16 protein-coding genes are annotated in these 16085 nt (G+C 70.1%); 1 reads left to right on the forward strand and 15 read right to left on the reverse strand.

Features of this window, described 5'->3' with window-relative positions; all coding sequences use genetic code 11:
- Nucleotides 1-229: 229 nt before the first annotated feature.
- The 13 genes from M3673_RS06265 to rplJ form a co-directional block, all read right to left on the reverse strand.
- Complete coding sequence (locus M3673_RS06265) at nucleotides 230-1024, reverse strand: J domain-containing protein (protein WP_251532595.1); 795 nt, start codon at nucleotides 1022-1024, stop codon at nucleotides 230-232.
- On the reverse strand, nucleotides 1021-1752 hold the full coding sequence (locus M3673_RS06270; protein ID WP_251532596.1) for a hypothetical protein: 732 nt from the start codon (nucleotides 1750-1752) through the stop codon (nucleotides 1021-1023). Before M3673_RS06270 ends, M3673_RS06265 begins: the two co-directional genes overlap by 4 nt.
- Nucleotides 1752-3032, reverse strand: a complete 1281-nt coding sequence (locus M3673_RS06275) for an MCE family protein (protein WP_056864777.1) — start codon at nucleotides 3030-3032, stop codon at nucleotides 1752-1754. Before M3673_RS06275 ends, M3673_RS06270 begins: the two co-directional genes overlap by 1 nt.
- Entirely contained in the window at nucleotides 3029-4507 is a 1479-nt protein-coding gene (locus M3673_RS06280) for an MCE family protein (protein ID WP_251532597.1), read from the reverse strand. Before M3673_RS06280 ends, M3673_RS06275 begins: the two co-directional genes overlap by 4 nt.
- Nucleotides 4507-5658, reverse strand: coding sequence for an MCE family protein (locus M3673_RS06285; protein WP_251532598.1), 1152 nt, complete (start codon nucleotides 5656-5658; stop codon nucleotides 4507-4509). Before M3673_RS06285 ends, M3673_RS06280 begins: the two co-directional genes overlap by 1 nt.
- A complete protein-coding gene (locus M3673_RS06290; RefSeq protein ID WP_056864780.1) occupies nucleotides 5655-6638 on the reverse strand; it encodes an MCE family protein in 984 nt (327 codons plus the stop codon). Before M3673_RS06290 ends, M3673_RS06285 begins: the two co-directional genes overlap by 4 nt.
- Nucleotides 6639-6708: 70 nt before the next feature.
- Nucleotides 6709-7743 (reverse strand): MCE family protein, encoded by a 1035-nt coding sequence (locus M3673_RS06295; protein ID WP_251532599.1) that lies wholly within the window; start codon nucleotides 7741-7743, stop codon nucleotides 6709-6711.
- Nucleotides 7740-9026, reverse strand: a complete 1287-nt coding sequence (locus M3673_RS06300; RefSeq protein WP_056864782.1) for an MCE family protein — start codon at nucleotides 9024-9026, stop codon at nucleotides 7740-7742. The genes M3673_RS06295 and M3673_RS06300 overlap by 4 nt, the downstream gene beginning before the upstream one ends.
- Nucleotides 9026-9853, reverse strand: coding sequence for an ABC transporter permease (locus M3673_RS06305; protein ID WP_056864783.1), 828 nt, complete (start codon nucleotides 9851-9853; stop codon nucleotides 9026-9028). Before M3673_RS06305 ends, M3673_RS06300 begins: the two co-directional genes overlap by 1 nt.
- 3 nt (nucleotides 9854-9856) lie before the next feature.
- Nucleotides 9857-10642, reverse strand: coding sequence for an ABC transporter permease (locus M3673_RS06310; protein WP_056864784.1), 786 nt, complete (start codon nucleotides 10640-10642; stop codon nucleotides 9857-9859).
- 1 nt (nucleotide 10643) lies between these two features.
- Nucleotides 10644-11597: an ABC transporter ATP-binding protein gene (locus tag M3673_RS06315; protein WP_056865225.1), complete on the reverse strand. Its 954-nt coding sequence runs from the start codon at nucleotides 11595-11597 to the stop codon at nucleotides 10644-10646.
- A gap of 360 nt (nucleotides 11598-11957) precedes the next feature.
- Entirely contained in the window at nucleotides 11958-12347 is a 390-nt protein-coding gene (rplL, locus tag M3673_RS06320) for a 50S ribosomal protein L7/L12 (RefSeq protein ID WP_056864785.1), read from the reverse strand.
- 89 nt (nucleotides 12348-12436) lie between these two features.
- A complete protein-coding gene (gene rplJ, locus M3673_RS06325) occupies nucleotides 12437-13096 on the reverse strand; it encodes a 50S ribosomal protein L10 (RefSeq protein WP_251532600.1) in 660 nt (219 codons plus the stop codon).
- Between the two features lie 310 nt (nucleotides 13097-13406).
- On the opposite strand from rplJ, the gene M3673_RS06330 reads away from it, so the two are divergent.
- Entirely contained in the window at nucleotides 13407-14687 is a 1281-nt protein-coding gene (locus M3673_RS06330) for an aminotransferase class I/II-fold pyridoxal phosphate-dependent enzyme (RefSeq protein ID WP_251532601.1), read from the forward strand.
- Nucleotides 14688-14792: 105 nt separating this feature from the next.
- Here the strand turns inward: M3673_RS06330 and rplA are convergent, their stop codons facing one another.
- Together rplA and rplK are read right to left on the reverse strand one after the other, a co-directional pair.
- Complete coding sequence (gene rplA / locus M3673_RS06335; protein WP_056864788.1) at nucleotides 14793-15512, reverse strand: 50S ribosomal protein L1; 720 nt, start codon at nucleotides 15510-15512, stop codon at nucleotides 14793-14795.
- A gap of 82 nt (nucleotides 15513-15594) precedes the next feature.
- On the reverse strand, nucleotides 15595-16023 hold the full coding sequence (gene rplK / locus M3673_RS06340; RefSeq protein WP_056864789.1) for a 50S ribosomal protein L11: 429 nt from the start codon (nucleotides 16021-16023) through the stop codon (nucleotides 15595-15597).
- Nucleotides 16024-16085 lie beyond the last annotated feature (62 nt).

Raw genomic sequence — 16085 nt, forward strand, 5'->3', positions numbered from 1 at the left:
GAGAGAACGCTGGGCGAGAGGCGCCGACCGACCACACGTCAGCCACCGGGAAGGCTGAGGGCATCTGAGGGCAGGCGCAAAGCGCAACAGTACCCGAACAGAGGGCGCGCGACAACTGCGGCAGGCACCTCGCAGGTGAGCGTTCGCGACGATGATGACTGCCGGCACCGGCGAGGTCAAGCACCGCCGCGGCGAGGCTGTGGACGGTCCGGTCGCCGACGGCTGCGCGCTACTCCCCCGCGGCCGGGCCGGCGCCGGTGGTGACGAGCTTGTCGATGAGCCAGTCCTCGCCGTCCTTGACCATGGTGACGACCACCCGGTTCTGGTAGGTCTGCGGCTCGGTGAAGCGCACGTTGGTGGTGGGCTGGTCGACGAAGAGCAGCACCTCGACGCGGTCCTCGCCGGTGCGCACGACGCCGGAGTCGACGACCTCGGCCTCGACCACGGTCTCGGTCTCGGCGACGTTCTCCTGGAGCACCGCGAAGAGCGGGTCGTAGTCGCGCGTCTTGAACGCCGAGGTCATGTAGGTGCTCGCCGCCGCCGCGCTCTCGTCCATCGACCGGTAGTCGTAGGACAGCACCGGCACGATCGCGCGGACCGCCACCTCGCGGGCCTCCTCCGCGTCGGCCTCTCCCGAGGCGGCCGGGCTGACGAGGGCCAGCACGGTCAGCGCCGCCAGCGCCACCGCGAGCACCCCCGCCACCACGAGCGACCAGCCCGGGACGACCCGGGGGCTGCGCGGCGGGCGCGGCCCCGAGGGCCCACGGGCGGTGACCGGCGCAGCGGTGCCGCCGTCCGCTGCGTCGGTGTCGGTGTCGGCGTCGGCGTCGGCGTCGGGCTCGAGCGTGGCGTCGTAGGCGGCGCGGCGCTCGGGGTCGAGCAGCACCTCCGCGGCCTGGTTGAGCGAGCGGAAGCGCCGGTCGGCGGGGTCGAGGTCGGCGATGGCCGCGCGCCAGGCGGCGCGCACCTCGTCGGTGCTCGCGTCGGGGTCGACGCCCAGGACGTCGTACCAGCTCGGGGTCACGGGGTGGCTCCTCCGCTCGGTCGTCCGCTGCCGCCGCCCTGGCCCGGCGACGGCGCGGTGGAGGCGCCGGGAGCCGCGCCCGAGGGCAGCTCGACGCCGTCGCCGGTCGCGGGGACGAAGTCGTCGACCAGCCACTCGCCGTCGACCAGGAGCACGGTGACGACGAGGCGGAACTGCGCCGGCCGGTCCTGGAAGGGCTCGCCGTCGTCCGCCTGGGTGTAGGTGTTGGTGAACTCCCCGGCGACGAGCACCTCGGCGGAGTCCTCGTCCATCGAGGAGACCCCCGAGGCGAAGACGTCGCACGTGCGCTCGAGGTCGGCCTGGGCCACGGTCTGCTCGGCGAGGTTGACGCTCTGCTCGAACTCCGTGCGGAACTTCGGCGTGATGACCTCCGACACCGAGGCGCGGTAGCCCGGCATCTGACCGGAGTCGTCGAGGTCGTCGGGGCCGTAGCTGTTGAGGCGGAGCACGAACTGGGTCGCGGCGTCCATGACCTCCTCGCGCTGGGCCTGCTCGCCGTCGTTGGAGGACCCGACGAGGCTGCCCAGGCGCTCGCCCAGGCCACCGTCGGCGCGGGTCGCCGCCAGCGTCACCAGCGAGGCGACCGAGGCCAGCGCGACCGCGACGAGGACCACCAGCAGGGCGAACCGGAACCGGGCCGACGCGCGGGAGGGCGCCGCCGGTGCCGGCTGGGTGCGTGCGGGGTCGTCGGTGCGGCTGTCGTCCATCAGTCCTGAGACATCAGGGGCTGGAGGAACAGCCACTTCCACGACTCCTCTCCCAAGGTCGGAGGCGCCACCGTACCCCGGCTCTCCAGACGCTGCGCACGCTCGGCGCCCCAGACCAGCTCGCCGGTCGCGGGGTCGTAGGTCGCGGCGGGAGCCGAGTAGTCGGCGGCCGGGCGGGGCGCGTTCTGCGCACCGCGGGGGTTGGTGACCGTCGGGGGCTCGTCGCAGCGCGCGTCGACGTTGAGCGGCCGGTTGCCCCGGTCGTCGGGCGGGCGGGTGTCGGTGCCCTGGTAGCCGCGCTCGCAGAGCTGCGCCGGGGTCAGCACCAGGCCGAAGTGGGCGTCGTAGAGACCCGTGTCGGGCGACTTGGAGACCACCGTGACACCGCCCTCGACGACGTAGGGGTAGATCACCAGGAGCTGCTCGATGCCGTCGAGGTGTCGCGTGACCACCTCGCCGGTGGTGATGAGGTTGTTGATGAGGTCGCCGAGCTCGACCTGGTTGTCCTCGATGAGACGCCGCAGCTGGGTGGCCGCCGGGCTGGCGTTGTCGATGAGGCGGCGCAGGTCGGGGTCGGCGTCGGCGAGGGTGTCGCTGAAGAGGCCGAGCTGGTCGGCGAAGGTGCGGATCGAGCTCTCGGAGTCGATCTGGGTGCCGAGCACCGTGTTGGCGTCGCGGATGAGGTCGGTGGTGACCTCGAAGTTGTCGTCGGCGGCCTGGATGAAGGAGTTGCCGGTGTCGAGGATCCGCTGGAGGTCCTCGCCGGTCCCGGAGAACGCCGCACCCAGCTCGGTGATCGTCGTCTTGAGGGCCGGCCGGTCGACGGAGGAGACGGTGTCTGAGAGGTCCTCCAGCAGCTTCTCGGTGCGGATGGGCGTCTCGGTGTCGGCGACGTCGATCTGGGAGTCGTCGGAGAGGTAGGGCTTGGAGTCGGTCCGCGGCTGGAGCTCGACGTACTGCTCGCCCACGGCGGAGCGGTTGCCCACCAGGGCGAGGGTGTCGGCCGGGATCGAGTCGTAGCGGTTCTCGATGTCGAGGTAGACGTCGACGCCGCTGTCGGTGAGCTCGAGCTTCTCGACCTTGCCGATGCCGACGCCGCGGTAGGTCACCTCGCCGCCGGCGAAGATGCCGCCGGACTCCGGGAAGTGCGCCACGACGGTGTAGGAGCTGTCGTAGAACAGCCGGTCGAGACGCGCGTAGCGGGCCCCGACGTAGCTCACGCCGACGATGGTGATGATGACGAAGACCAGCAGCTGGATCTTCGTGCGACGGGTGATCACCGGACCACCGCCGCGGGCACGAGCAGCTGGACCAGGCCGGGATCGAACATCTGCGTCATCTCCTGCATGGTCGGGCCGCGCTCGCCGAAGGCCTGCGAGGCGGTGCCGTCGCCGGGCAGCGCGCCCGGGCGCAGCAGGCCGTCGAGCAGGCCGCCACCGCCGGTGCTGCCACCGAGGCCGGGGAGGTCGGGCAGCCCGGGGAGCTCGGGCAGCCCGGGCACCTGGTTGAGCAGCGTGCACACGGCCTTGTCCTTGTTCTTCGGCTTGCGGCACAGCTCGCGCAGCTCCAGCAGCGCGGCCGGGGTGTTGAGCACGTCGCGACAGGCCTTGCTCGTGAGGTCGCCGCTCTGCAGGCACTTGAGCACGTTGTCGACGATCGCGGTCGGGTCGAGCTCGGTGGGCAGCAGGGTCGGCAGCTCGGTGGGGATGCCGGTGATGCCGAGGGAGAGGTCGAGGTCCAGCTGCACCGACAGGTTGGTGTAGTCGCCGACCTGCAGGTTGCGTGCGACCTGCGGGTCGCGGCCGACGACCTCGTCGACGAAGGGGTAGGTGAGGAAGACGTTGAAGGCCTTGACGAAGTTGTCGCCCGAGGCGGCCAGCTGCCCCAGCACGGGCTGGAGCTGGCGCACCACCTCGATGGTGTCGGCCTTCGAGGCGCGGATGACCCGCACGCCCACGTCGCCCAGCCGGTTCAGCGACTGCAGCATGCGCACGAGGTCGTCGCGCTGGCGGTCGAGCGAGGTGATCGCGCTCGGCAGCTCCTCGAGCGCGGCGTTGATCGTCGGCTGCTCCTTCTTCACCGCGAGCGCGAGCCGGTTGAGGGACTCGATCGCGTCGACGATCTCGGCCTTGTTGTCGTCGAGGTTGCTCACCAGCGTGTCGACCTGGGTCAGCACGGAGCGGGCGGAGTCCTCGCGGCCCTCGAGGGCGTTGTTGAGCTCTCCCGCGATGGTCTTGAGCTGGGCGACGCCGCCACCGTTGAGCACCAGGCTCAGCGCACCCAGCACCTCCTCGACCTCGGGGTTCTGCCCGGTCCGCTCGATCGGGATCTCGTCGCCGTCCTCGAGCCGGCCGCTGCCGCCGTCGGTGGGAGCGGCCAGGGAGACGAACTTCTCGCCGAGCAGGCTGGTCTGGCGGATGGTGGCCACGGCGTCGGCCGGCAGCTCGGTGTCGTCCTGGATCTCCAGCGTCACCGTGGCGGCGTAGTCCTCCAGCTCGATGTCCTTGACCTGGCCCACCGTGACGTCGTTGACCTTGACCGTCGACTGGGGCACGAGGTCGAGCACGTCGGAGAAGACGACCTCGATCTCCATCGGGTTGTCGCCCACGTCGGGGCCGCCGGGCAGCGGGATCTGGTAGACGTCGAAGTCGCAGCCGCTCAGCAGCATCGAGCCGAGCGCCAGGCCCACCAGGGCCCGGGCGCCGCGGCGCACCGGGCGACGGCGCTCGGCGGGCCGTGTCGCGTGTCGCCTCATCAGGGCACCTCCACCAGTCCACCGAGCGAGGAGTCGAACAGCGGACCGCTGCGGGCGGCCCCGTCTCCCCCGCCGCGCAGGGCCTTGAGCGCCCCCGGGCGCGGGAGCACCCCGTCGAGGAGGTCGCACAGGCCCCCGGTGTCGTCGACCTGGTCGACGACGGTGCAGAGGAAGAGCGCCGGGTCGTTGGTCACCTGACCGAGCAGGTTCTGGATGTTGGCGCTGACGTCGAGGGTGCCGGCCTGCGGGTTGTAGGTCAGGGCGAGGTTGTTCAGCGCCAGCGGCGCGACCTCGAGGGCCTCCTCCAGCGCGGCCCGCTGGCGCACCAGGACCTTGGCCACGCGGTTGAGGCCCTCGATGTCGCGGCCGAGCACCTCGCGGTTGGTCTCAACGAAGGTCGACACCTCGCCGAGAGCGGTCGACAGGTTGGCCAGCGAGGAGGCCAGCTCCTGGCGCTCCCCGGCGAGGACCTCGGAGACACCCGCGAGGGACTGGTTGAAGTCGCGCACCGTCTGGTCGTTGCGGGCCAGCGTGCCGATGAAGCTCTCGAGCTCGTTGACCGAGGCGAAGAGCTCCTCCTTGTTGTCGTCGAGGGTGGTCGACAGCTTGCCGAAGTCGGAGATGGTCTGGTTGAGCTGCTCGCCCTCGCCGCCGAAGTTGCGGGCGGTGACCTGGAGCAGGTCGGTGAGGGCGCCCTCGGCGTTGGCGCCGTTGGGGCCCAGGGCCACGGTGAGCTCGTCGATGCTGGAGTAGATCTGGTCGAGCTCGAGCGGCACGCCGGTGCGGTCCTCGCCCAGGATCTCCTCGTCGCCGATCTCCTGGTCGCCCTCGGCGAAGGTCGGGGTCAGCTGGATGTAGCGGTCACCCACCACCGCCGGGGCGACGATGAGGGCCTTCGCGTCGGCCGGGATCTTCACCTCGGCGTCGTAGGACATCGTGACGACCACGTCGGTGCCCGACGGGGTCACGGTGTCGACCGTGCCGACCGGCACGCCGAGCACGCGCACGTCGCTGCCCTCGTAGATCGACACGGTGCGCGGGAAGTGGGCGGTGAGGGTCTTGAGCTCCTCGCGACCGGTCAGGAACACCACGGCGGTGACCACGACGAGCAGCAGGATCACGGGGGCGATGAGCCGCTGGAGGACGTTCATCCCAGACCACCTCCGTTGGCGAGGTCGGGCACGGGCGGGAGGTTCTGGATGTAGGTGTCGAACCAGGGGCCGTTGCCGAGGGTGTTGGCGAAGACGCGGTAGAAGGGCGCCGCGAGTCGGATCGCGTTGTCGATGTTGTCCTCGTTCTTGTTGAGCACGGCCAGCACGTCCTCGACCTGGTCGAGGGCCGGCTTGAGGTCGCTGCGGGTGTCGCGCACGAGCGTGGTCAGCTCGCGCGAGAGCGTCGAGGTCGAGACCAGCAGCCGGTGCACGGCATCACGGCGGGCGATGAGGGCCCGGAAGAGGACGTCGCCGTCCTGCATGAGCGCGACGATGTCCTCGTCGCGGTCGTCGAGCACCGACGAGACCCGCTGGAGGTTCTTGAGCAGGCTGTTGATCTGGTCGTTCTTCGCGGCGATGTTGGTCGAGAGCGCCGAAACGCCGTCGAGGGCCCCCTTGAACTCCTCGGGGGTGTTGCGGGTGAGGTCGGCCAGGGTGGTGAGCGACTGGGCGAGCTGGTCGGTGTCGATGCCCTCGGAGGTCTCGGCCAGGCCCTCGAAGGCGTCGACCACGTTGAAGGGCGAGCTGGTGCGCGCGACCGGGATGGTCGAGCCCTCCTCGAGCTGGCCGGAGCCGGCCGGCTCCAGCGACACGAACATCGCCCCCAGCAGGGTCTTGACCTTGATCGCGGCCCGGGTCTCGGGGCCGAACTCCGAGGGGGTGTCGACCCGCATGCCGACCCGCACCTGGTCGCCGTCGAGCTCGATGCTCTCGACCTTGCCCACGCGGACGCCCGCGATCCGCACCTCGTCGTTGACCTTGAGACCGCCGGACTCGGAGAAGGCGGCGTAGTAGGTGTCGCCCCCGCCGATGAGCGGCAGGTCCTGCGCACGGAAGGCGGCGAGCACCATGAGCACGATCACGGACATGCTGATCGCGCCGATCATCACGGGGTTGCGCTCCCGGAAGGGCTTGCTCATCGCCGGGCTCCCCTCGTGGTCGTGTCGCTGGTCGGTGTCGGTGTCGGTGTCGGTGCGTGGGCGGCGGGACTCATCCGAGGTCGCACCTCGCTCCCCCGGTGTTGTAGGTGAGCGGCACGCTCGAGCCGCCCGGCAGTCGCACCCGGCCCTGGAACTGGCACAGGTAGAAGTTGAAGTACGAGCCGTAGGTCGCCGTGCGGCCGACCTTGTTGAGCTTGATCGGCAGCACCTGGAGCGCCCGGTCGAGCTCGCCGCGGTTGGCGTTGATGTTGCCGGCGAAGCGCCGCAGCTGCTCGACGTCCTCGGTCAGCGGCTCACGGATGCCCGAGACCAGGCCCGCGGTCTGCACCGACAGCTCGGAGATCTGGTCGAGGGAGTCGAGGATGGCCACGCGGTCGTCCTTCAGCCCGCCGACGAGCTGACGGAAGTTGATGATGAGCTGGCTCAGCTGCTGGTCGCGGTCGCCGAGGTTGTCGAGCACGCCGTCGAGGTTCTCGATGAGGGCGCTGATGACGTCGTCGCGTGCGGCCAGCGTCTTGGTCACCGAGGCGGTCGAGGCCAGCAGGCTCTCGAGCGTGCCGCCCTCGCCCTGGAAGACCTGGACGACCTCGTAGGAGAGCTTGTTGATGTCGGAGGGCGACAGCGCCTGGAAGAGGGGCTTGAAGCCGTTGAAGAGCACGGTCAGGTCGAGGGCGGGCGAGGTGTTGGCGACCTCGATGGTGTCGCCGTCCTCGAGCGGCTGGGTGTCACCGACGCCCTCGGTCAGCGAGATGTAGCGCTGCCCGACGAGGTTGCGGTAGCGGATGCTGGCCTGGGTGGCCCCGGTCAGGCGCACGTCCTCCTCGACCGAGAAGCTGACGACCGCGCGGGTGCGGTCGACGATCTGCACGTCCTTGACCGAGCCGACCTTGACGCCGGCGACACGGATGTCGTCGCCCTTGACCACGCCGGTGGCGTCGACGAAGACCGCGCGGTAGTCGGTGCTGGGCTTGAAGGAGATGTTGCCGATCGTGATGACCAGCAGGCCCGTGGCCAGGGTCGTCACCACGATGAAGATCAGCAGTCGGACGAGGTCGCCCGTGGTCTTCTTGTCCAGCAGCTTCATCGCAGCTCCACCTCCGCGCCGCGCGCCAGCGGACCGACGAGCAGGCCGCCGAGGTCGGGCACGTCGTCGGCCGCCACACCCATGCCGGGCGCCAGCAGCGAGTTGATCAGGTCGGTCTCGGCCGCGCTGCCGGCGTAGCCGTCGCCGGAGCGCAGCCAGTAGCTCGGCGCGACGCGCGAGGTGCCCTTACCGGTCGGCTCGTCGACACCGTCGTCGAAGTTCGGCACCGAGCGCAGCGGGTTGTCCTGGTCCCAGGGCGGGTTCGGCAGGTTGAGGCAGCTCGGGCCTCGCGACTCGCCGTAGCGGGGCGCGTCGGCGGCGGTGTACTTGCGGGGCTGGTTGGGGATCGTCTCGAGCACGATGTGGAGGGTGTAGTCGCGGAAGGCCTCGGCCTGCCGCGAGCCGGCGTTGACGACTCCACCCAGCAGGCAGGGGAACTCCGGGGCGTACTTCGCCAGCAGCCCGACCTGGGGCACGGAGAGGTCGGCGAGACGGATGAGGTTGTCGCCGTTGGTCTCCAGGAAGCCGCGGGTGGTGTCGGAGAAGGCGGTGACGTCGGTGAAGACCGCCTGCAGCCGCTCCTCGCGGTCCTCCAGGGTCGAGGTGGTCGTGATCGTGTTGCGCAGGATCTGACCGACCTCCGGGAGCACGTCGGAGTAGATGTCGGAGACCTCGGCCGTCAGGCGCAGGTCCTCGACGAGGGCCGGGACCTGGGGGTTGAAGCGCTTGAGGTAGGCGTCGAGGGTCTCGATCGTCTCGCCGAGGTCCTCGCCGCGACCCTCGAGCGCGGTGGCGAGCGCGTTGAGCGTCATGTTGAGCTCGGCCGGCTGCACGGTGCGCAGCAGCGGGTAGAGGTCGGAGAGCACCCGCTCGACCTCGGTGGAGACCACGGTGCGGTCGATGGTCGCGCCGGCCTCGATGTGGTCGCGGGCGGGGTCCTGGGGCACCACCAGGGAGACGTACTTCTCGCCGAAGAGGGTCTTGGGCACGATCGAGCCGGTCACGTCGGCGGGGATGGTGTCGATCTCGTCGGGGAAGATCCCGAGCGTAAGCGTGGCTCCCGAGGCGGTGGTCTCGGCGTCGAGCACCTCGCCCACGATGACGCCGCGGATCTTCACGTCGGCGCGGTTGGGCAGCTGCAGGCCGATGCTGGAGGTCTCCAGCGAGACCTCCTGGTAGTCGGTGAACTTCTTGGTGAAGACGGCGTAGGTCAGCCACACCGCCCCCACGGCGAGGGCCAGGAAGACCACGCCGAGGACCTTGACGTACTTGAGGATCGCCATCAGCCCGCCAACCTCACCGTCGTGGTCGTGCCCCAGATCGCCATGGACAGGAAGAGGTCGATGACGTTGATGGCCACGATGCTCGTGCGCACCGCGCGGCCCACGGCCACGCCCACGCCGGCGGGTCCGCCGGAGGCGTTGTAGCCGTGGTAGCAGTGCACCAGGATCACCACGACGGCGAAGATCAGCACCTTGCCGAAGGACCACAGCACGTCGCCGGGTGGCAGGAAGAGGAAGAAGTAGTGGTCGTAGGTGCCGGTGCTCTGGTCGAAGAACTGCGTGATCGTCAACCGCGTCGCGAAGTACGACATGAACAGGCCCACGACGTAGAGCGGCACGATGGCGATGAGCCCGGCGACGATGCGGGTGGTCACCAGGAAGGGCAGCGACGGGATCGCCATGACCTCGAGCGCGTCGACCTCCTCGGAGATCCGCATGGCCCCCAGCTGCGCGGTGAAGCCGCAGCCGACGGTGGCCGCCAGCGCGATCGCCGCCACCACGGGCGCGATCTCGCGGGTGTTGAAGTAGGCCGAGACGAAGCCCGACAGCGCGGCGGTGCCGATCTGGTTGAGCGCGGCGTAGCCCTGGAGGCCGACCTCGGTGCCGGTGAAGAAGCACATGGCGGTGATGACGCCGACGGTGCCGCCGATGACGGCCAGCGAGCCGGAGCCGAGGGTCACCTCCGCGAGGATGCGGAGGATCTCCTTCTTGTAGCGCCGGATCGTGCGCGGGGTCCAGGCCAGTGCCTTGATGAAGAAGGCGAGCTCGGAGCCGAGGTTGTCGAGGGTCTTGAGCGGGCGCTCGTAGACCGATTTCACGGAGGCCATGGGCTATCCCGTCTTCGGGGGGACGAGCTGGAGGTAGATCGCGCTCATCACGAAGTTGACGAGGAACAGGAGCATGAAGGTGATGACGACCGACTCGTTGACGGCGTCGCCGACGCCCTTGGGGCCGCCACCGGCGTTCATGCCCTTGTAGCAGGCCACGATGGCGGCGATCAGCCCGAAGACCAGCGCCTTGATCATGCCCTGCCACAGGTCGGGCAGCTGGGCGAGCGCGGTGAAGCTCGCTAGGTAGGCCCCTGGTGTGCCGTCTTGGAGGACGACGTTGAAGACGTAGCCGCCGGCCACCCCGACCACGCTGACCAGGCCGTTGAGGAAGACCGCGACGAGCATGCACGCCAGCACCCGGGGGACGACCAGGCGCTGGATGGGGTCGATGCCCAGCACCATCATCGCGTCGAGCTCCTCGCGGATCTTGCGGGCGCCCAGGTCGGCCGCGATGGCCGACCCGCCGGCCCCGGCGATGAGCAGCGAGGTGGCGATGGGCCCGGCCTCCCGCACCACCGCCAGGACGGCCGCGGAGCCGGTGAACGACTGCGCACCGAACTGCTTGATCAGGCCGCCCACCTGCAGCGCGATGACCGCGCCGAAGGGGATGGCCACGAGCGCCGTCGGGATGATGGTGACCGAGGCGATGAACCACGCCTGCTGCAGGAACTCGCGCAGCTGGAAGGGACGTCGGAAGAGCCCGCGCCCGACGTCGAGACCGAAGGCGAAGAGCTTGCCCGCGGTGCCGATCGGGGCGAGGACCCGGGTGGCGGTGCCAGATGCCACCTCAGACCCCGGTGACCATGGACATGTTGTCCTCGAAGGAGCCGGGGGGCGGGGTGATGCCGTTCTCCCGGCACCAGGCGCCCGGCTCGCGCTGGGAGCGCCGGGCGATGCCGTTGGAGGGCTCGAGCTGCATGGGGATCGGCGGGATCGGCGGGAGCTCCTGGTCGGCCTCGGCGGCGAGCTCGTCGGCGTCCTTCTCCTCCGACATGCCGATCGGGCCGACCCGCTGGGCGTTGAGGAACTGGCGCACGACCGGCTCGTCGGAGCTCAGCAGCATCTCGCGGGGCCCGAACATCGCCAGGTGCTTGTGGTAGAGCAGGCCGATGTTGTCGGGCACCGTGCGGGCGGTGTTGATGTCGTGGGTGACGATGAGGAAGGTCGCGTCGATCTGGGCGTTGAGGTCGACGATGAGCTGGTTGAGGAACGCGGTGCGCACGGGGTCGAGGCCGGAGTCGGGCTCGTCGAAGAGCACGATCTCGGGGTCGAGGACCAGGCCGCGCGCGATGCCCGCGCGCTTGCGCATGCCGCCGGAGATCTCACCGGGCAGCTTGTCCTCGGTGCCGATGAGGCCGACGAGGTCCATCTTCTCCATGACGATCGCGCGGATCTCCGACTCCGACTTCTTGGTGTGCTCGCGCAGCGGGAAGGCGATGTTGTCGTAGAGGTTCATCGAGCCGAACATCGCGCCGTCCTGGAACAGCACGCCGAAGAGCTTGCGGATCTCGTAGAGCTCGCGCTCGGAGCACGAGGCGATGTCGGTGCCCTCGATGATGATCGAGCCCCGGTCGGGCTTGAGCAGCCCGATCAGGGTCTTGAGGAAGACCGACTTGCCGGTGCCGGAGGGGCCCAGCATGACGCAGATCTCCCCGGCCGGGATGGTGAGCGTGACGTCGCCCCAGATGAGCTGCTTGCCGAACGACTTCGTGAGCTCGTTGACCTTGATCTCCACGCCCATGACGTGCATCTCCCCTCGACCGTCCGACCGCTGCCTCCGCGTGACGCGCGTCCCAATCCGCGCAGCACACTGATGAGTAACAACGGGGTTACCGCGGTGAGGTTACGCAATATTGTCACCTCCGTCACGGCGAACCCAGGAACCGAGACCGACCCGAGACCCGGTGCACGACCGTGCACCCGACCGGTCGGCACACCGGACCGGTCCCGCCTCGCGCGAGGGCGCCGGGCGCGACGGCGGAGACGTCGCTGAACGACGCTGGGGGCGACCCCGCGCACGTCGTGCGCGGAGCCGCCCCCAGCGGGTGCAGCGGTGCCGGCCGGGGCCGGCGGTGGCGTGACCACAGGGGTCACGCCGAGGTCACTTCAGGGAGACGGTGGCCCCGGCGCCCTCGAGGGCCTCCTTGGCCTTGTCGGCGGTGGCCTTGTCGACCTTCTCGACGACGGCCTTCGGCGCGGCCTCGACCAGCTCCTTGGCCTCCTTCAGGCCGAGCGAGGTGAGGGCGCGCACCTCCTTGATGACGTTGATCTTCTTGTCGCCGGCAGCCTCGAGGATGACGTCGAACTCGTCCTGGGCCTCCTCGGCCGCACCGCCGGCGGCGCCGCCGGCAGCGGGGGCGGCGGCCACGGCGACCGGGGCCGCAGCGGTGACGCCGAAGGTGTCCTCGAACTGCTTCACGAACTCGGAGAGCTCGATGAGGGTCATCTCCTTGAACGCGTCGAGGAGCTCGTCGGTGGTGAGCTTCGCCATGGTGGCGGTTCCTTCCATTCGGTGGCTCGGCGCTCGCGCGCCGGGCCGGGTTTCAGGTGGTGGGTAGCCGGAGCCGGATCCTGGACGGATCAGGCCTCGGTGGCGTCGCCCTCGTCAGAGACGTCCGCGGCAGCGGGCGCCTCGTCGGCGGGGGCATCGGCGTCGGCCGGAGCCTCGGCCGGGGCCTCCTCGGCGGCGGCCGGCGTGCCGGCACCACCTGCGAGGATCGAGGGGTCCTGCTCGGCCTTCGCCTGGAGCGCACCCGCGACGCGGGCGGCCTGGGCGAGGGGGGCGTTGAGCAGGTAGACGGCCTGGCTGAGGCTGGCCAGCATGGCGCCGGCCATCTTGCCCAGGAGCACCTCGCGCGACTCGAGATCGGCCAGCTTGGCGATCTCGGCGGCGTCGAGGGGCTGTCCGTCGAGGACACCGCCCTTGATGATCAGGGCGGGGTTGGCCTTGGCGAAGTCACGCAGACCCTTGGCCGCCTCGACGACGTCGCCCTGGATGAAGGCGATCGCGGTCGGGCCGGCGAGCAGGTCGTCGAAGCCGGAGATGCCCACCTCGTTGGCGGCGATCTTGGCCAGCGTGTTCTTGACCACGGCGTAGTTGGCGTTCTCGCCGAGGGAGCGCCGCAGTTCCTGCAGCTGCTTCACGGTGAGACCGCGGTAGTCGGTCAGCACGGCGCCCGCGGCGTCGTTGAACGACTCCACGATCTCCGCGACAGCCGCCTGCCTGTCAGCTCGCGACATGGGTCTCCTTCCGATCTGGGAGACCACCGCCCGATCCCCGGAAAAGACGAACGCCCCGAGCGCAGGCTCAGGGCGAGGATCGTGACGATCAGCTGCTCTGCATCCTGCGCGGGTCGTCCGCTCTCGCGGAGCCTTCGATCGTGCTGCTGGTGCGACACGACAACCGGCGGTCTCTGGTTACAAGGCAGGACAGTACGCCGCCCGGCGGGGCGCACCCAAATCGCGGGTGGCCCGTCGCTGCGCCGCTACCGCACCCCTCCCGCCGCGGACCGCGCGTGCCCGCGGACCGCGACGCTGGCAGGATCGGGGCATGACCCAGCGAGCCCCGCTCAGCACCCTGTCCGCCGACGACCTCGCGGCCTACCGCTCGGCACGCGCCGACGACTACGCCGCCCTCCAGGCCCGCGGCCTGAAGCTGGACCTGACCCGCGGCAAGCCGTCGAGCGAGCAGCTCGACCTCTCCGACCGGCTGCTCTCGCTGCCGACCACCACCACGGACCGGTCCGGCACCGACGTGCGCAACTACGGCGGTCTCGAGGGCCTCCTGGAGCTGCGTGAGATCTTCGCCGACCTCCTCGGCGTCGAGACCGCCCAGGTGCTGTGCCAGGGCAACTCGAGCCTGACCCTGATGCACCAGGTCGTCACCGACCTGCTGCTGTGGGGGGCGCCGGGCGTCGACCGCCCCTGGAAGGACGAGGAGGTCGTGAAGTTCGTCTGCCCGGTGCCCGGCTACGACCGCCACTTCTCCATGCTGGCCGACTTCGGCATCGAGATGGTGACGGTGCCGATGCACGAGGACGGCCCCGACGTCGACGCCGTCGCCGCCTTGGTCGCCGACGACCCGAGCGTCAAGGGGCTGTGGATCGTGCCCACCTACGCCAACCCCTCGGGCTCGGTGTGCTCCCAGGAGGTCGCGGCGCGACTCATGGCGATGCCGACCGCCGCGCCCGACTTCCGCGTCTTCTGGGACAACGCCTACGCGGTGCACCACCTCACCGACGCCGAGGTCAAGAGCGCCGACGCCTTCAGCCTCGCCGCCGCCTCCGGCCACCCCGACCGCCCGATCATGTTCGCCTCGACCTCCAAGATCACCTACGCCGGCGCCGGTGTCGCCGTCGTGGCGCTCTCGGAGGCCAACAAGGCGTGGTTCCTGCGCCACCTCGGCATGGCCTCCATCGGCCCCGACAAGGTCAACCAGCTGCGCCACGCCGAGTTCTTCGGCGACGCCGACGGGGTGCGCGCGCACATGCGCAAGCACCGCGAGATCATCGCGCCGAAGTTCGCCGCCGTCGACGCGGCCCTCACCGCCGAGCTCGAGGGCCTCGACGTCGCGGAGTGGACCCGTCCCACCGGCGGCTACTTCGTCAACCTCGACGTGCTCGACGGCACCGCGTCGCGGGTGGTGGAGCTGGCGAAGGCGGCCGGCATCGCCCTGACCCCGGCAGGGGCGTCCTTCCCCCACGGCCGGGACCCCCGCGACCGCAACATCCGCCTGGCCCCCACCTTCCCCTCGCTGGGCGAGGTCGAGACCGCGATGGCCGGCGTCGCCACCTGCGTGGCGCTCGCGGCCGCCGAGTCGCTCAGCGGCTGAGCCGGCGCTCCCGGCGTACGACGAAGGCCCGGTGCCCCCCCGCGGGGGCGCCGGGCCTTCGTCGTCAGGCCGGTCGCGCGCCAGCGGCGCGCGGGACCGCAGCGCTCAGGCCGTGGCCTCGTCGTCGGAGGCGACGTTCTTCACGCGGTTCGGGTCGACCTGGACACCGGGGCCCATGGTCGTCGAGACGGTGACCTTCTTGATGTAGCGGCCCTTGGAGCTGGCGGGCTTGAGCCGCAGCACCTCCTCGAGCGCCGAGGCGTAGTTCTCGGCCAGCTGGGTCTCGGAGAACGAGGCCTTGCCGATGATGAAGTGCAGGTTGGCGTGACGGTCCACGCGGAACTCGATCTTGCCGCCCTTGATGTCGGTGACGGCCTTGGCCACGTCGGGGGTGACGGTGCCGGTCTTCGGGTTCGGCATGAGGCCGCGGGGGCCGAGCACGCGGCCGAGGCGGCCGACCTTGCCCATCATGTCGGGGGTCGCCACGACGGCGTCGAAGTCGAGCCAACCGCCGGAGACCTTCTCGATGAGGTCGTCGCCGCCGACGACGTCGGCGCCGGCCTCGCGGGCGGCCTCGGCCTTGTCGCCGTTCGCGAAGACGAGGACGCGGGCGGTCTTGCCGGTGCCGTGGGGCAGGTTGACCGTGCCGCGGACCATCTGGTCGGCCTTGCGGGGGTCGACGCCGAGGCGCATCACGACGTCGACGGTCTCGTCGAACTTCTTCTTGCTGGTGGTCTTGGCGATCTTGATCGCGGCCAGCGGGGCGTGGATCTCGTCCTTGTCGAACGACTCGGCCGCCGCGCGGTAGGTCTTGCTGCGCTGCATGTCTGGGTCTCTTTTCGTCGAATGCCAGGTGTGGTCAGGTGGGCCAGCGCGGCCCTGCCACGTGGTGCGTGGAGGTGGTGCGTCAGTCGGTGGTGATGCCCATGGAGCGGGCGGTGCCCTCGACGATCTTGATCGCGGCGTCGATGTCGTTCGCGTTCAGGTCGGGGAGCTTGGTCGTGGCGATCTCGCGCACCTGGTCCTTGGTCAGCTTGCCGACCTTCTCCTTGTGCGGGACGCCCGAGCCCTTCTTGAGGCCGGCGGCCTTCTTGATCAGCTCGGCGGCCGGAGGGGTCTTCGTGATGAAGGTGAAGGACCGGTCCTCGTAGATGGTGATCTCGACCGGGATCACGTTGCCGCGCATGGCTTCGGTCTGGGCGTTGTAGGCCTTGCAGAAGTCCATGATGTTGACACCGTGCGGACCGAGGGCGGTACCGACCGGCGGGGCCGGCGTCGCGGCGCCGGCCTGGAGCTGCACCTTGACCAGTGCGGCGATCTTCTTCTTCGGAGGCATCTCTACTTCTCTCTTCCGTGGTCATGACGGGGGCGGTCCCCCTGCCACATGTGCGTGGTGCT

It is taken from the genome of Nocardioides sp. P86 (assembly GCF_023712465.1).
Classification (GTDB): Bacteria; Actinomycetota; Actinomycetes; order Propionibacteriales; family Nocardioidaceae; genus Nocardioides; species Nocardioides kribbensis.

Bases quoted from the DNA above. Each gene is read 5' to 3' on its own strand.
- M3673_RS06270 (WP_251532596.1), bottom strand. From the start codon at position 1,752: ATGGACGACAGCCGCACCGACGACCCCGCACGCACCCAGCCGGCACCG.
- M3673_RS06280 (WP_251532597.1), bottom strand. From the start codon at position 4,507: ATGAGGCGACACGCGACACGGCCCGCCGAGCGCCGTCGCCCGGTGCGC.
- M3673_RS06285 (WP_251532598.1), bottom strand. From the start codon at position 5,658: ATGAACGTCCTCCAGCGGCTCATCGCCCCCGTGATCCTGCTGCTCGTC.
- M3673_RS06290 (WP_056864780.1), bottom strand. From the start codon at position 6,638: ATGAGCAAGCCCTTCCGGGAGCGCAACCCCGTGATGATCGGCGCGATC.
- M3673_RS06295 (WP_251532599.1), bottom strand. From the start codon at position 7,743: ATGAAGCTGCTGGACAAGAAGACCACGGGCGACCTCGTCCGACTGCTG.
- M3673_RS06300 (WP_056864782.1), bottom strand. From the start codon at position 9,026: ATGGCGATCCTCAAGTACGTCAAGGTCCTCGGCGTGGTCTTCCTGGCC.
- M3673_RS06305 (WP_056864783.1), bottom strand. From the start codon at position 9,853: ATGGCCTCCGTGAAATCGGTCTACGAGCGCCCGCTCAAGACCCTCGAC.
- M3673_RS06315 (WP_056865225.1), bottom strand. From the start codon at position 11,597: ATGGGCGTGGAGATCAAGGTCAACGAGCTCACGAAGTCGTTCGGCAAG.
- rplL (WP_056864785.1), bottom strand. From the start codon at position 12,347: ATGGCGAAGCTCACCACCGACGAGCTCCTCGACGCGTTCAAGGAGATG.
- rplJ (WP_251532600.1), bottom strand. From the start codon at position 13,096: ATGTCGCGAGCTGACAGGCAGGCGGCTGTCGCGGAGATCGTGGAGTCG.
- M3673_RS06330 (WP_251532601.1), top strand. From the start codon at position 13,407: ATGACCCAGCGAGCCCCGCTCAGCACCCTGTCCGCCGACGACCTCGCG.
- rplA (WP_056864788.1), bottom strand. From the start codon at position 15,512: ATGCAGCGCAGCAAGACCTACCGCGCGGCGGCCGAGTCGTTCGACAAG.
- rplK (WP_056864789.1), bottom strand. From the start codon at position 16,023: ATGCCTCCGAAGAAGAAGATCGCCGCACTGGTCAAGGTGCAGCTCCAG.